The following is a 14214-nucleotide window of genomic DNA, read 5'->3' on the forward strand; positions in this document are numbered from 1 at the left end:
GCGCTATTTTCCCAGTGCGGCGGCCATTGCGGCGCTGCATTTCATGGGCTCGAATTCAACAACGTCGTAATCGGCCACACCTTCACGGTAAAAGGGATCTTCTTGCAGCAGCGCATCCAGCGCCGGGCGGGCCAGCGCGCGGGTTAAAATCACGCCACCACTGCGCGGGTTCGTTGGCCCGGCCGCCAGAAAATAGTCCTCTTTAAAGCACGCGTCGAGATACGTGCGGTGCTCCTCAACAAAGCGATCGACCTCGCTTAACGGTTTTTTATATTTCAGCGTTACGATAAACATACGCAAACTCCTCTCTATGAGTAGTGAATTATCAACACGTTACGGTGCAGTATTCATGAGGGTTATATTGCGGTTAAATAGCCGCTCAGGCTATTGCCATTTTTAACCCAGTTGAGACCGGATTTGTTGTGGACATCAAACTGCTGCGATCGTTTACCGTTGTTGCCCGGCTTGAGCATATCGGCCAGGCGGCTGAAAGGCTGAATATCTCATCATCCCCGCTGAGCCGACAAATTCAGATGCTGGAAGATGAATTAGGCGTCACGCTGTTTCATCGCGAGAAAAAACGCCTCCATCTGACCACTGAAGGGGAAAAATTTCTCGACGAAGTGGGGCCTTTTCTCCAGCATTATGATCGGCTGAAAGATCACGCCAGACATCTGGGTCAGGCCAACGCCGGACGCATCGATATCGGCTATGTCGAAGCGGCGATTCACTCACGTCTGCTGCCCGATGCGCTGGCAAAATTAGCGCTCCCGCCAGAGATCGATATCAAGCTGCATTCGATGCGTTCAAAACAGCAGCTTGAGCAGCTACAGGCCAGGTTAATTGATGCGGCGTTCTTATACACGCTGCCGCCGTCAAGCGACGCGCAGTTTTGCCAGAAAATCGTCCTTACCGAGCCGGTGTTGCTGGCGATGCCGAAAGCGTTGGCTCTCCCCGCGCCCACGCCCGCGCAGCTTGAGCAGTATCCCTGGATAGCCGAGCAGGAAAACCTGAACCCGGCAGCGCGCGCGCAGTTACTTCGGGCCTGTCAGGAAAAAGGCTTCACCCCGCGCATCAGCCTGGAAGTTTCCGGCCCGCTGGCCGCGCTCTCTTGTGTCGAAGCAGGACTGGGATTCACCTTTATTCAGCAAAGCCTGGCGCGCATTGCCTCGGAGAATGTGGCATTAGTGGCTTTGCCATGGCTACCGCTGGAGATCGCGCTACACCTGGTGTGGAGAAAAGACGAAACAAAGCCGCTGGTGCGACGTCTCCTCGCGGCTTTCGATTAAGCGCCGCTCACCCGGCCTGGCGCAGATTCTCCCCAGGCCCGGTAAGCGTACGCCATCAGGCAAAACGTTATTTCTTCACCGTATCTTCGAGGAAGAAGCGACCGAGCGGATTCTGGTAGAAACCTTCGATATTTTTCCGGCTCACGTTGCGGTACGGGCTGTAGTAGAGGTCGATCCAGTTCACATCGGCTTTGGCCATTTTTTGCAGATCGATATACATCTGTTCGCGTTTTTTCGGATCCATTTCCACGCGAGCCGCAGCGACCAGCGCTTTCACCTTGTCATTCTTATAACGCGTCATGTAGTTCATGTTCGCATCGTGGCCCAGCACAAAGGTGGTTTTCTGATCCGGGTCGAGAATATCGTTGGTCCAGTACATCACCGAAATATCGTATTCGCCCGCCACCAGCATGTCCCAGCTCTGGCTGGGGTCAACTTTTTGCAGGTTCACTTTCACGCCCGCTTTCGCCAGTTGCTGTTGCAGCAGAATGGCAATCTGCTCATCCACTTCGTCCCCGGCGTTAACCACATAATTCAGCGTTAAATCGGAGGCGCCGGCGGCTTTCAGCATCTGTTTGGCTTTTTCAGGATCGTAGGCGCGGCGCAGGTTATCGCTGTAGTGGTACAGCGCGCCAGCCGGAATATAGGAGTTCGCCACCTGGCCGTAGCCAAAGGTCACGGTCTTCACAATCGCATCTTTGTCGATGGCAAAGTCCAGCGCCTGGCGCACTTCCACTTTACCGAGTGCGCCGTGCGAGTGGTTGATCAACAGATGATCTTCACGGGTTGATGGATCCAGCTCCACCTTCAGATTGCTGTCTTTTTGCAGTGAGGCAATGCGCGAGAACGGCACCGTCAGCGCGGCATCCAGTTCACCGGCCTGCACTTTCAGCATGCGGGTGTTGTCATCAGGAATGGTCAGCCAGTCCACTTCGTCGAGGCTGACGTTCTTCGCCTGCCAGAAGTTCGGGTTCTTCACCAGCACGATTTTCTCGCCGCGCACCCACTCTTTCACGCTAAACGCGCCAGAACCGACCGGTTTTTCGGCAAACGTCTCTGCCCCTTCATCCTTCAGCGCTTTTTCCGAGATCACCGACGCATTCGGCAATGCCAGTTGTGACAGGAACGGCGCAGACGGTGATTTCAGCGTGACGACCAGCGTGCGCGCATCCGGCGCTTCGGCTTTGTCGATAATGCTGTACGAATCGCGCCACAATGAACCGGCATCGTCACGGATACGCAGCAGGCTGAACGCGGCATCACTGGCGCTCACTGGCGTACCGTCGGAGAATTTGGTGTCGCGAATTTTAAAGGTATAGACCTTGCCGTCCGGCGAAATGCTCCAGCTTTCCGCCACGCCTGGCTCCAGTTTGGTGCCGGTTTTATCTACCCGTACCAGCGGATCAAAGACGTTGGAAAACACCCAGTTGTCGGCGTTTTGCGCCGATTTGATCGGGTCGAACGTGGTGCTGTCTTCGCGACGGCCAATGGTTAATACGCCTGCCGCCTGCGCCATTTCGCTGACCACACTGAGCGCCAGAAAAACGCTGGCCGCCAACAACTTAACATGCCTGTGCTTCATCAAAAGATCTCCTGGTTAAAGGAAAAACAGTCTCATCACCTGTGTGGGTCAACACACAGGAATATGCGTGATCGGCAATCTGCCGGGTTGGAGGTAACGCGCCGGTGCGACACTGCACCTGCGCATAGGGACAGCGCGGATGGAAAGCGCAGCCCTGTGGAATGGATAATGGGCTGGGCGGTTCTCCGCCAAGCGGCTCCGCGGGCAGCGGTTTATCGGGATCGATTTCCGGGATCGCCGCCACCAGCGCGGCGGTATAAGGGTGGCGCGGCTGCGTGAACACCGCTTCGGACGGGCCTTCTTCGACAATGCGCCCGAGGTACATCACCGCCACGCGATCGCACAGGCGGCGCACAATCGCCAGATCGTGTGCGATAAACAAAATCGCCAGCCCCATCTTTTCGCGCAGTTCCATCAGCAGGTTAACGATCTGCCCCTGAATGGAGACATCCAGCGCCGCCACGCACTCATCTGCCACTATCAACCGGGGTTCGAGCGCCAGCGCGCGGGCAATCCCGGCACGCTGGCATTGCCCGCCGCTAAGCTGGCCGGGTCGGGCCTTCACTTGCTCCGGGCGCAACCCGACTAACGTCAGCAGTTCAGCTACCCGCGCATTCACACCGCTGCGCGGCACTTTCTGATGCACGCGCAGTACTTCCGCAATGCTGTCGCCGATGGTCTGGCGAGGATTAAGCGAGGCGAAAGGATCCTGAAAAATCATCGCCGTTTGCAGGCGCAACCGCGCCACGTCGCTCTTCAGCCCATGAGTAATGCGGTGACCATCGAAGCGCACCTCGCCCGCCGTCACCCGCTCAAGCTGCAATAACGCCCGTCCCAGCGTGCTTTTGCCGCTGCCAGATTCGCCCACCAAACCGAGGGTTTCCCCGGCGTGAATTTTCAGTGTGACGTCATTAACGGCGTGCACCATCCGCCTGGCGCCAATCAGGCCGCCGGAAACCGGAAAGGTCACGCTGACGTTGTCCGCCTCTAACAGGGGCCAGTTTGCTGATGTCGTCATGCGCCCTCCCGCAGGCTAAGTGGTTGTAATGCATGATGGCAGGCCGCCGCATGCGCCAGCGTGTCGCGCCCCTGCCGCAGCACAGGCTGTTGCTGACAAGCCGCGCTGGCGTACTGGCAGCGGGGATGAAAGCGGCAACCGGCCGGGAAGTTATCCGCCACCGGCGGCTGACCGCTGATAGTCACAAGACGCCCCTGCCCGCCTTCGCTAGCCGGCTGGCAATCAATTAATCCACGGGTGTAGGGATGCAGCGGTTGCGCCAGCACATCGCGCTTGCCGCCCACTTCGCACAACCGCCCGCCGTACATAACAGCGATGCGATCGCAGGTTTGCGCCACCACGCCAAGATCGTGGGTGATCATGATCACCGCCAGCCCCAGTTGCTGGCGCAAATCGCTGAGCAGACGCAGGATCTGCATCTGCACGGTGACATCCAGCGCGGTGGTTGGTTCGTCGGCAATCAGCAGCGACGGTTCAGGTGCCAGCGCCACGGCGATCATCGCGCGCTGGCGCATGCCGCCGGAAAATTCATGCGGATAGTTATGAATGCGGTTTTGCGGATCGGGAATACCCACCTGGCGCAGCAGTTCTTTGGCATCTTCCCGCGCCTGTGCTCGGCTGGCGCCGAAATGACGGCGACGGCTTTCGGCAATTTGCTCGCCAATGGTCATCACCGGGTTCAGGTGGCTGGCGGGATTCTGGAAAATCATCCCCATTTCGCGACCGCGCACCGCCGACATCTGCGCTTCGCTGAGCGACAGTAAATCACGGCCGCCCAGCCGCACTTCGCCGCCGGTAATGGCCAGCCCCTGGCCGGGCAGCAGACGCATCAATGCCCGACAGGTCACGGTTTTCCCGGAGCCGCTCTCGCCGACCAGGCCGAGCATCTCTCCGGCATTCAACGTAAATGAGACCTTATCGACCAGCGCGATATCCGGCTCGCGGGTAATGGTCAGTTCTGAGACGGTCAGCAGGGTCATACGCGCGCTCCCAGTTTATCGCCGAGGCCATCGGCCAGCAGGCTGAAACCCATCGCCAGCAGCACAATCGCCAGCCCCGGAAAGGTGGTTATCCACCACGCGGTGGTGATAAAGCTCTGCCCCTCCGCTACCATCACGCCCCACTCCGCCGTGGGCGGCTGCACGCCCAGCCCGAGATAGCTGACCGCCGCGCCATTCAGCAGCACCAGCACGCAGTCGGACATGGAGAACACCAGCGCGCCGGTGATGGCGTTCGGCAACAGATGACGGAACAGAATGCGCGCGTGGCCGTAGCCAAGGCTGCGCGCCGCGACAATAAAATCCCGCTGTTTTAGCGTCAGCACCTGCGCCCGCACCAGCCGGGCGTAAGAGACCCAGCCGACCATCGCCATCGCAATGTAGAAGCTGCCCAGCCCCGGCCCGAGGATGGCGATGATCGCCAGCATCAGTACCAGAAAAGGAAACGCCAGTACGATGTCGATCAGCCGCATAATGGCCGCATCCACCACGCCGCCGAGATAACCAGACAGCGCGCCGAGCGTGGTGCCGAGCAAAAACGGGAAGATAACCCCCAGCAGGCAGATTTGCAGATCCACCCGCGCGCCCCACAGCACGCGCGAGAAGATGTCGCGGCCAAAGTTATCGGTACCGAACAGGTGCGCGCCGCCGGGAGGAAGCAGGCTCGATGCGGCATCCTGCGTAATGGGATCAAACGGCGCCAGCCACGGAACAAACAGAGCGATAAACAGCCACAGCCCGACAATCACTATCCCGGCGCGCAGCGCGTGCTGGCGTGGGATCGCCCGGCGGCGTAACCCGGAAATCACGCTGAGAGCACTCATAATTTGACCCTCGGATCCAGTGCCACGGTCAGCACATCGGCCAGCAGGTTGACGACCACGGTCGCCAGCGCAAACACCATCACCACGCCCTGCACCACCATGTAGTCGCGGCTAAAAATCGCTTTCACCAGCAACTGGCCCAGCCCCGGAATGGCGAACACGCTCTCAATCACTACCGTGCTACCAATCAGCCAGCCAATATTCACCGCCAGCAGGTTTAGCGTCGGCACCAGTGAGTTGGGCAACACGTGACGCCAGAAGATACGGTTTTCGCGCTGCCCCCGCGCCCTGGCCGCCACCACATAGTCACTGCTCATCTCCATCAGCAGGCTGGCGCGCAGGTTGCGAATCAATACCGCAGACAGCGCCAGCGCTACCGTCAGGCACGGCAGCACCATATGGTGCAGTTGGTCGGCAAAATCGCTACCGTAACCGGAGACCGGGAACCAACCGAGCACCACGCTAAAAATGATGATCATCATGATGCCGAGCCAGAACGCCGGAAACCCTAACCCGGCGGTGGTGAACAGACGGATCAGTTGATCCGCCGCCCGCCCGCGCTGTCGCGCTGCCAGCGAAGCCAGCGGAACGGTGAGGATCACCGCCAGCAGCACACTGCCCAGCACCAGCCACAATGTTGGTTCGAGCCGCGAGTTAATCAGCTTCAGGGTATCGACGCGGTAGACAATCGATTTGCCCAGCTCCCCCTGTAATAAATTGCGCAGAAAGTAGCCGTACTGCACCCATAACGGTTCATCGAGACCAAACTGCGCACGGATACGCGCCAGCGCCTCTGGCGTACTGCGTACGCCAAGCAGAATGCGCGCCGGATCGCCGGGGATTGCCCGTACCATCGCGAAGGTGATGATGCTGATCCCAAGCAGCACGGGCAGCAGTTGCAAGGGGCGAAATAACAGAAAACGGTAACGATGCATCAGCGAACTCCCATGGTGCATACGGTGGTGAAAGTTAAAAAATCGCTCCGCCGTAGTGCAGCCCTGCGTCATAAATTTGCGCCCGGTCAGCCTTAGCGGGCGTTTTCTTTACGCTAACGGCATCATTCAGGGCTGGGTAGTTAGCAAAAATACTAGTTTTACCTTTCTCGCAGGACGGCACCGGAATTGCATGCTTTGGCGAAGCCATGGGGAAATTGCACAAACCGTGCCCGTGGCATGGCACCGTTTACCTTGGGGGAGTTCATTATGCGCATTGATATCGAAAGCCCTGGTGCAACCAACGCCACCAGGCTTGAAGAGGCTTTTGCCGGGCTGTTTGCCCGGACGCAGGCGTTGGGTTTTGATGCGGTAATTTACGACTACACGCCGGTGCCGCGTTCGCTGGAAGGCGCGCTGATTACGCCATCGCTGCTGGAGATGCGCAATGTGCCGGATGATATGCGCAGGCTGTGGTGCGAGCGTGGCTACTATCAGGTCGATCCGGTTCAACATTTTGCGCTGGAGAGTTGCGCGCCGTTCGTCTGGTCTTATCAACGCCCGGATCGCAGCGCATTGCAGGGGCGACTGGATGAGAACGCGCAAGAAGTGACGCACTACATGCGCGATAACAATATGCCCTGCGGCGCCACCGTGCCGCTGCATCTGCCCAATGGCGGTTTTGTCACGCTGACCGGAATTGTCACCGACCAGCGGGAAGAGCGGGATATCAGCGAAACACTGGCGCAGCTGACCTTTCTGGCGCACCGCTTCCAGGAGTCGGCGTTTCCGCTGTTTGACGCCTCAATGCTCACCTGCCGCCATGTCAAACTGAGCAACCGCGAGCGCGAATGTCTGGCGTGGTCCGCCGAAGGGCTGACGGCGAAAGAGATTGCCCGCAAGCTGCACCGCTCAGTTGCGACTGTTACGCTGCATCTGAACACGGCGGCGAAAAAGCTCGGCGCGACCAACCGCGTGCAGGCAGTTGTCCGTGCGTTGCATTACCGTTTGCTGGACAGTTAAGAACTAGCATTTTTGCTAGTGTTCAGCGTAAGCAGTGACGTTCTAACCTGAAAGCCAGTTCACTTAACAGGGTAAACGTCACTCATGTACACCATTCGAGAAGGCTATGTTCCCTTCCGGGGATATCAGACCTGGTTTCGCATCTGCGGCGATCTACACAACGGTCAAACGCCGTTGGTGGTCGCGCATGGCGGCCCCGGCTGCACTCACGATTATGTTGATGCGTTCAAAGATATCGCCGAAACCGGGCGCGCCGTGATCCACTACGATCAATTGGGTAACGGACGTTCCACCCATCTGCCGGAGAAAAGCCCGGATTTCTGGCAGCCCTCGCTGTTTCTCGACGAACTGAATCATCTTCTCCAGGCGCTGGAGATTGCCGACAACTACGCGCTGCTGGGGCAATCCTGGGGCGGAATGCTGGCGGCAGAACATGCAGTCACCCAGCCGCAAGGGTTGAAAGCGATGATTATCGCCAACTCACCGGCATCAATGGCGCTGTGGCTGGAAGGTGCAGCGAAACTGCGCGCGCAGCTTCCGCCTGACGTCCAGCAGACGCTGCTGGCGCACGAAGCAGCGGGCACGCTGGACAGCGCGGAATACAAAGCGGCAAGCCAGGTGTTTTACCAGCGCCATGTCTGCCGTCTCTCCCCCTGGCCGCCGGAAGTACAGCGCACCTTTGATGCGATGGACGCCGATCCGACGGTGTACCACGCAATGAACGGCCCAACAGAATTCCACGTGATCGGCAGCATGAAAGAGTGGACGATTATCGACCGTCTGCCGCAGGTGCGCGTTCCGACATTACTGATTTCCGGGCGCTATGACGAAGCCACGCCAGAAGTGGTGCAGCCGTTTATGGATCATATTACCGGGGCACAATGGGTGATTTTCGAATCCTCCAGCCATATGCCCCATGTCGAAGAGCGGTCGTTGTGCATGCAGACCGTCAGTGATTTTTTGGCGAAAACCTGTTGATTCTCAGCCCACACCAGGTGGATTGTGTTTGTTGTTTTTAAGCGCCGGCCAGGCGCTTTTTTTGTGCCTGCCAGCCAGCAACACCGTGCATTAACGGCACATCGCGGGTGCGCTACCGGTACGCATCGCTGAATAGAGCGAACAGAGCGCCTGCAAGCTCTTGGTGCCGGTACGTTTCATCAGGCTGTTGCGCTGCACGCTGACGGTGGTCGGGCTGACGCCGCGTATCCGCGCGATATCCTCCACTGAATGCCCGCGCAGCAGCAAGCGCATAATTTGCTGCTCGGCGCTGGTGAACTTAAAGGCGCCATGAATATAGCCGGGCTGCTGGTTTTGCTGACAAAGCAGGATCATCACTTCCAGTGCCTGGCGCAGCTCATGTACGTGAACATCTTCTGCAAGGCAGAGTTTCACCAGCCCAGGGAAAAGTAGCGTCAGTGAATCGAAATGGCGTTCAGAGGAGATGAAAATAGAGTAATGCGGCGGCGGGCTGGAGAAAAACAGTGAATACATTTCCACGATATCCATTCCCGCGGTCACATATATTGCGGCGCCACCGCTGCGAAAACGGCTGCCTTTTTCTCTGCTCAGTTGCCTGAGTATTTTCTCAATACCGTAGATGAAAAGGCGATCCTTTCCATAGATTGTCATAGCGGCTCCAGAGGATAATTTTTATATTTTCCGCTCCGTTAACGGAGGCATGTTTTTTCCTGAGTGTTAGGGATACGTTAAGGCAGATCAAGCCTGGCTGACTGTCTTGTTTAGCTTTCGTTTAGGTTGTTGATGACATCCCGTCTGGTTCTGCATTCCGCACTCTCCCTGTTGCGCTCAGTGTATTGCATTTTTCGTCAAATGTTCGCAATTTATTCCAGGAATAAATTTATTAACTTATTTATTTTCGATAGTAAATCAACAATACATCTCTTTATTCACCACCTCACTTAGAAAACTTATCTTGTTGTTTATAAATGATTTATTATAAATAGGAATATCTTTAATTCCATCATTTGAATAATTTTCAGTCTGTATTTAAATGTTTGATCTCAGCCTCAAAACATCATTTCAAATTGTGTAAAAGTGCGTTCCATATGATTAATTAAGATATGAAAACAACAAGATTAATGCACCCAATTAATCCTGATAATTTGGTTGATAACGTATTCTGTGTGGTGAATCCCCCTCAGCGGCGGGGTCATGCTGATATGAGGTTATCCTCAATGATGTTTCATTTTTATGGGCGAACTGGAGAGATCGGCCTCCAGTTCACCGGGAGGCACCCGGCACCACACACCACATTACCGGCACAGTGATTATATTCGTCATAATTATTATGCCTGCTAATTATATCAATTTTTATCAGCAGGGATTGTCACATTCCCTCTGAATTAAAACTATCTGCAATTTTTTTGCGGAGAACCTTCTGTACCTTTGGGTTAAAATAATAGGGGATATTATGTTGCGCACGTTGTTATTAACTACCATACCGTTGTTCAGTATTGCGGCTCATGCGGTGACTTTTGATTATCGCCATGAAATAAATGACAGTGGCGGTAATAACCACAAAGATCGTTTATTAATGTCGCACCGCTTTGCAAATGGTTTTGGTTTATCGCTGGAAGGCAAATGGAAAGGCTCACAAAATAAAGACAAGGCGTATCACGAAACCGTCAGTAATGGTACGGAAGTGGTTGCCAGTTATGTTTATAAAATTAATCCGACCTTCCAGATTGAACCGGGTTTTTCACTGGACAGCAGTTCAACCTCGAACAACTATCGCCCGTATCTGCGCGGCAAGGTCAACTTCTCCAGTGATGTCGGAGCTACGCTGCGCTACCGCCCTTACTTTAAGCGCAACTCCAACAACATCGGCACCACAAAAGACACCAGCGAAAACGGCTACAACCTGACGGCTGTTATTTCGTGGAAACTGTTTAATGATTATCAGCTCGACTACGAACTGGATTATAAACACGCGACGTCCGCTGGCGTGCTGATTGCCGATAATGAAAATTACGACTGGACGCATGATGTGAAATTAACCTACAAATTTGATAAAAACTGGTCGCCGTATGTTGCGATTGGTAATGTATCCGGCAGTAAATATACAGATGAACGTCAAACTCGTTACCGCGTCGGTGTGAAATATAATTTCTGATAACCCGGATATAAATAAGGATTTCGGCAGAAATCCTTATTTTTAAAGAGGCGAATAATGAAACTGTCAAAAATAACGCTGGCATTAACGATGTTGAGTACCTTCTCCTGCGCGGCCATTGCGCAGGAGAGCGCGCGCCTGAGCAGCGTCAAAGCCTTTGCCGACACGGTGATAACGAAGGCCGCCGCACAAAATCAGCCCAACGTGCCGTTACTGGCCGATGGCGTGGATCCGCGTACCGGCAAGCAGATGGAATGGATCTTCCCCGATGGGAAAACCGCAGTGCTGTCGAATTTTTCCGCGCAGCAGAACCTGATGCGCGTGCTGGTTGGGTTAAGTAATCTGAGCGGCGATGCAAAATACAAAAAACTGGCCGAAGAGAATGTTCGTTACTATTTCCGCCATTACCAGGACAAGAGCGGGCTGCTGCTGTGGGGCGGACACCGCTTTATCGATCTCAACACGCTGCAACCGGAAGGGCCAAGCGAGAAAGAGATGGTCCACGAACTGAAGAACGCCTACCCCTACTATGATTTGATGTTTACCGTCGATAAACCGGCGACCGAACGTTTTATCCGCGCATTCTGGAATGCACATGTTTACGACTGGAAGATCCTGGAAACCAGCCGCCACGGGGAATACGGCAAAGTAATGGGCAAACTGTGGAACAGCGAGTTTGAACAACAGCCGCCGTTCTTTGCCACCAAAGGCCTGAGCTTTCTCAACGCGGGAAATGATCTGATCTACTCCGCCTCGCTGCTCTATCAACACGATGGTGACAAAGGCGCGCTCACCTGGGCAAAACGGCTGGCGGAACAGTATGTTCTGCCACGCGATAAAAAGACCGGGTTAGGCGTTTATCAGTTTACCCAGGCGTTAAAACGCGCCGAAACCAGCGACGACAGCGATACCAACTCAAAATATGGCGACCGCGCGCAGCGCCAGTTTGGCCCGGAGTTTGGCGCGGATGCACTGGAAGGCAATATGATGCTGAAAGGCCGTACCAGCACGCTCTATTCGGAAAACGCGCTGATGCAACTGGCGCTGGCGAAATCTCTCGGACACGACGGGGATGACATCAAAAAATGGACGCTGGATGGCCTGAAAGCTTTCGCCAAATATGCCTATGACGCGAACAGCAACACCTTCCGTCCAATGCTGGCAAACGGCAGCGATTTGTCGGGTTATACCCTGAAACGTGACGGCTACTACGGTAAAAAAGGCACCGTGCTGAAGCCTTATCCGGCAGGCAATGAATTCCTGCTCTCTTACGCCCGCGCCTGGACGCTGGAGCCGGATACAGAGATATGGAAAGTGGCGCGCGGGATTGCCCGTAGCCAGGGGTTGGGTGATATCGGCGAACCCGGCGGCAAAAACCACAAACTGGATCTCACCACGCAAAACAGCGAGCCGTACGCCATCTTTGCGCTGATCGATCTGGCGCAGGCAACCGGCGATAAAAGCTACCTCACGCTGGCGGATAAAGTGGCGGACAACATTATTGCCCACAAACGGCTGAATGGCTTTTTCGTCGATGATCAGCAGTATATCTACGCCAATATCGACAGTATCGCCCCTTATGCCTTGCTGGCGCTGGAAGCGGCGATGCGCGGTAAACCGGATGCGGTGGCTCCGTTCCTCAATGGCGCAGGGTTTACCGAAGGCGCATACCGGCTGGAGGATGGTACGGTGCGTTACTCCACGCGCGACGATGAGTTGTTCAAACTCAAGCCGGGCGAGCAGTTAAAACCTAACGGTAAGAAGTGATTGAAAAGCCTCTCACTGCCAGCCAGTGAGAGGCCATGTTGTTGATTTTTTTCCCCCTGAACAACCCGATAATAACCTGCACAATCCTGCCGCAAGCGCTGCGAAAAAGGGAAACAGATCTCCGGCGCATAGCGGCCATATCCTGCTGATCGCACGGCACTTTGGGAAAATGACGAAAATATATCCCTGTGCTAGATTTTTCCTGTACCAATAATCAGGAGGAGTGGAGCATGAAGTTCAATGATGAGCACACGGGACTCATTGGATTAGCCATTGGCGCAGCAGTAATTGGACTGGTTTCGGAGCGAAAGACAATTAACCGCGACAACATTATTCAGGAGATTGAACGGCAAGGCAGAAGCCGGGGTGATGGGGTTGAAGATGAGGTTTTTCTGGAAGCAGCGGAACTGGTACGCAAAGGCGTTTAGCTCCGCTTAGCACTTTCAGGCAGGCGAGCCTGCTGCGGTCAGGCTCGCCTGAATTGATTATTTTACCGTGCCTTTCACGCCGTGCGGCTCCGCGCGACGATACTGCGGCGCAACATGCACCGCGCCGTGCAACGCTGCGGCGGCATGCCACGGCCAGCGCGGATCGTAAAGGGCACCGCGCGCCAGCGCAATCAGGTCCGCGTCCCCCTGTTGCAGAATCTCTTCTGCATGCTGAGGTTCCGTAATCAGCCCAACGGCGATCACCGGCATACTGGTCTGCTGACGCAGCGCTTTGGCGAACGGCACCTGATACCCGGCGCTCACTTTAATGCTCTGCAACGGCGACAACCCGCCGCTGGAGACGTGAACATAATCGCCGCCCGCTGCTTCGATTTCCTTCGTCAGTACGATGGATTGCTCCAGATCCCAGCCGCCTTCTATCCAGTCGGTGGCAGAAATACGGATGCCGACCGCCACGGATGATGGCACGGCTTCACGCACCGCGCTGAAAACTTCCAGCGTAAAACGCAGACGGTTTTCGAGGCTTCCGCCGTACTCGTCGGTACGCTGGTTGGAGAGCGGCGACAGGAACTGATGCAGCAGATAACCATGAGCGGCATGAATTTCGATCACCTCAATGCCCAGCGCCACGGCGCGGCGTGCGCTGTCGACAAAGCGCTGTTTGACGCGTTGCAGATCTTGCTGGCTCATTTCACGCGGCGGGCGTTCGCCCGGATCGTGCGGCACGGACGAAGCGGAGATCGTTTGCCAACCGCCCTCTTCCAGGCTGAGCTGTTTGCCGCCCAGCCATGGCGCGCTGACGGAGGCTTTACGTCCCGCATGGCCCAACTGGATGCCCATTTTTATCGGTGAATACTGGCGAATATCATCCAGCACCACGCGCAGCGCCTGCTGTGTCTCATCATCCCACAAGCCCAGATCCTGCGGTGAGATACGCCCTTCCGGCTCTACGGCGGTGGCTTCGATAATCAGTAACCCGGCCCCGGAAAGCGCCAGGTTGCCCAAATGAATGCGGTGCCAGGCAGTCGCTTTCCCCGCGTCGGCGGAATACTGACACATCGGAGCGATAACAATGCGGTTATCCAGCGCAACGCTGCCCACGTTTGCTTGCGTAAATAATTGGCTCATTTCTTCTCCTTAAGTCCGGCTGAGACTCATGACTTTCTGCCTGCCGCGCGCGATTGTCTTTGGCGGAACGT

14 protein-coding genes are annotated in these 14214 nt (G+C 55.8%); 6 read left to right on the top strand and 8 right to left on the bottom strand.

Features of this window, described 5'->3' with window-relative positions:
* Window positions 1–3: 3 nt before the first annotated feature.
* Window positions 4–294, bottom strand: a complete 291-nt coding sequence (locus Y71_RS20090) for a YciI family protein (RefSeq protein WP_007373699.1) — start codon at window positions 292–294, stop codon at window positions 4–6.
* 128 nt (window positions 295–422) lie between these two features.
* Between Y71_RS20090 and Y71_RS20095 the strand changes: the two genes are divergently transcribed.
* Entirely contained in the window at window positions 423–1289 is an 867-nt protein-coding gene (locus Y71_RS20095; protein WP_007373698.1) for a LysR family transcriptional regulator, read from the top strand.
* Window positions 1290–1356: 67 nt separating this feature from the next.
* Here Y71_RS20095 and Y71_RS20100 read toward each other — a convergent pair whose 3' ends face one another.
* From Y71_RS20100 to Y71_RS20120, 5 genes are read right to left on the bottom strand one after another with little or no spacing between them, the layout of a single operon-like run.
* Window positions 1357–2871: an ABC transporter substrate-binding protein gene (locus Y71_RS20100; RefSeq protein ID WP_035889726.1), complete on the bottom strand. Its 1515-nt coding sequence runs from the start codon at window positions 2869–2871 to the stop codon at window positions 1357–1359.
* Window positions 2852–3889, bottom strand: coding sequence for an ABC transporter ATP-binding protein (locus Y71_RS20105; RefSeq protein ID WP_007373696.1), 1038 nt, complete (start codon window positions 3887–3889; stop codon window positions 2852–2854). Before Y71_RS20105 ends, Y71_RS20100 begins: the two co-directional genes overlap by 20 nt.
* Window positions 3886–4869 carry an ABC transporter ATP-binding protein gene (locus Y71_RS20110; RefSeq protein ID WP_007373695.1) on the bottom strand — a complete coding sequence of 328 codons (984 nt, stop codon included), beginning with the start codon at window positions 4867–4869 and terminating at the stop codon, window positions 3886–3888. Before Y71_RS20110 ends, Y71_RS20105 begins: the two co-directional genes overlap by 4 nt.
* Window positions 4866–5711, bottom strand: coding sequence for an ABC transporter permease (locus tag Y71_RS20115; RefSeq protein WP_007373694.1), 846 nt, complete (start codon window positions 5709–5711; stop codon window positions 4866–4868). The genes Y71_RS20110 and Y71_RS20115 overlap by 4 nt, the downstream gene beginning before the upstream one ends.
* Window positions 5708–6646 carry an ABC transporter permease gene (locus tag Y71_RS20120; protein WP_007373693.1) on the bottom strand — a complete coding sequence of 313 codons (939 nt, stop codon included), beginning with the start codon at window positions 6644–6646 and terminating at the stop codon, window positions 5708–5710. Before Y71_RS20120 ends, Y71_RS20115 begins: the two co-directional genes overlap by 4 nt.
* 267 nt (window positions 6647–6913) lie before the next feature.
* Between Y71_RS20120 and Y71_RS20125 the strand changes: the two genes are divergently transcribed.
* Both Y71_RS20125 and Y71_RS20130 read left to right on the top strand, forming a co-directional pair.
* Window positions 6914–7666, top strand: coding sequence for a LuxR family transcriptional regulator (locus Y71_RS20125; protein WP_035889779.1), 753 nt, complete (start codon window positions 6914–6916; stop codon window positions 7664–7666).
* An 84-nt stretch (window positions 7667–7750) separates the two neighbouring features.
* Window positions 7751–8644: a proline iminopeptidase-family hydrolase gene (locus Y71_RS20130; protein WP_007373690.1), complete on the top strand. Its 894-nt coding sequence runs from the start codon at window positions 7751–7753 to the stop codon at window positions 8642–8644.
* A gap of 90 nt (window positions 8645–8734) precedes the next feature.
* Here the strand turns inward: Y71_RS20130 and Y71_RS20135 are convergent, their stop codons facing one another.
* Window positions 8735–9295: a helix-turn-helix transcriptional regulator gene (locus Y71_RS20135; RefSeq protein WP_007373688.1), complete on the bottom strand. Its 561-nt coding sequence runs from the start codon at window positions 9293–9295 to the stop codon at window positions 8735–8737.
* An 802-nt stretch (window positions 9296–10097) separates the two neighbouring features.
* On the opposite strand from Y71_RS20135, the gene Y71_RS20140 reads away from it, so the two are divergent.
* The 3 genes from Y71_RS20140 to Y71_RS20150 all read left to right on the top strand — a co-directional run bounded on the left by Y71_RS20140 (window position 10098) and on the right by Y71_RS20150 (window position 12994).
* Complete coding sequence (locus Y71_RS20140) at window positions 10098–10799, top strand: oligogalacturonate-specific porin KdgM family protein (RefSeq protein ID WP_035889729.1); 702 nt, start codon at window positions 10098–10100, stop codon at window positions 10797–10799.
* Window positions 10800–10856: 57 nt separating this feature from the next.
* Window positions 10857–12566, top strand: coding sequence for a pectate lyase (locus tag Y71_RS20145; protein ID WP_007373686.1), 1710 nt, complete (start codon window positions 10857–10859; stop codon window positions 12564–12566).
* A 230-nt stretch (window positions 12567–12796) separates the two neighbouring features.
* Window positions 12797–12994 carry a hypothetical protein gene (locus tag Y71_RS20150; protein ID WP_007373685.1) on the top strand — a complete coding sequence of 66 codons (198 nt, stop codon included), beginning with the start codon at window positions 12797–12799 and terminating at the stop codon, window positions 12992–12994.
* A 57-nt stretch (window positions 12995–13051) separates the two neighbouring features.
* Here the strand turns inward: Y71_RS20150 and Y71_RS20155 are convergent, their stop codons facing one another.
* Window positions 13052–14143, bottom strand: a complete 1092-nt coding sequence (locus Y71_RS20155) for an NADH:flavin oxidoreductase/NADH oxidase (protein WP_007373684.1) — start codon at window positions 14141–14143, stop codon at window positions 13052–13054.
* Window positions 14144–14214 lie beyond the last annotated feature (71 nt).

Source organism: Kosakonia radicincitans DSM 16656 (assembly GCF_000280495.2).
GTDB classification, from domain to species: Bacteria; Pseudomonadota; Gammaproteobacteria; order Enterobacterales; family Enterobacteriaceae; genus Kosakonia; species Kosakonia radicincitans.

What these genes read in the sequence shown, in the direction of transcription:
- Y71_RS20090 (WP_007373699.1), bottom strand. Translation starts at nt 294, where the DNA reads ATGTTTATCGTAACGCTGAAATATAAAAAACCGTTAAGCGAGGTCGAT.
- Y71_RS20100 (WP_035889726.1), bottom strand. Translation starts at nt 2,871, where the DNA reads ATGAAGCACAGGCATGTTAAGTTGTTGGCGGCCAGCGTTTTTCTGGCG.
- Y71_RS20105 (WP_007373696.1), bottom strand. Translation starts at nt 3,889, where the DNA reads ATGACGACATCAGCAAACTGGCCCCTGTTAGAGGCGGACAACGTCAGC.
- Y71_RS20110 (WP_007373695.1), bottom strand. Translation starts at nt 4,869, where the DNA reads ATGACCCTGCTGACCGTCTCAGAACTGACCATTACCCGCGAGCCGGAT.
- Y71_RS20115 (WP_007373694.1), bottom strand. Translation starts at nt 5,711, where the DNA reads ATGAGTGCTCTCAGCGTGATTTCCGGGTTACGCCGCCGGGCGATCCCA.
- Y71_RS20120 (WP_007373693.1), bottom strand. Translation starts at nt 6,646, where the DNA reads ATGCATCGTTACCGTTTTCTGTTATTTCGCCCCTTGCAACTGCTGCCC.
- Y71_RS20125 (WP_035889779.1), top strand. Translation starts at nt 6,914, where the DNA reads ATGCGCATTGATATCGAAAGCCCTGGTGCAACCAACGCCACCAGGCTT.
- Y71_RS20130 (WP_007373690.1), top strand. Translation starts at nt 7,751, where the DNA reads ATGTACACCATTCGAGAAGGCTATGTTCCCTTCCGGGGATATCAGACC.
- Y71_RS20135 (WP_007373688.1), bottom strand. Translation starts at nt 9,295, where the DNA reads ATGACAATCTATGGAAAGGATCGCCTTTTCATCTACGGTATTGAGAAA.
- Y71_RS20140 (WP_035889729.1), top strand. Translation starts at nt 10,098, where the DNA reads ATGTTGCGCACGTTGTTATTAACTACCATACCGTTGTTCAGTATTGCG.
- Y71_RS20145 (WP_007373686.1), top strand. Translation starts at nt 10,857, where the DNA reads ATGAAACTGTCAAAAATAACGCTGGCATTAACGATGTTGAGTACCTTC.
- Y71_RS20150 (WP_007373685.1), top strand. Translation starts at nt 12,797, where the DNA reads ATGAAGTTCAATGATGAGCACACGGGACTCATTGGATTAGCCATTGGC.
- Y71_RS20155 (WP_007373684.1), bottom strand. Translation starts at nt 14,143, where the DNA reads ATGAGCCAATTATTTACGCAAGCAAACGTGGGCAGCGTTGCGCTGGAT.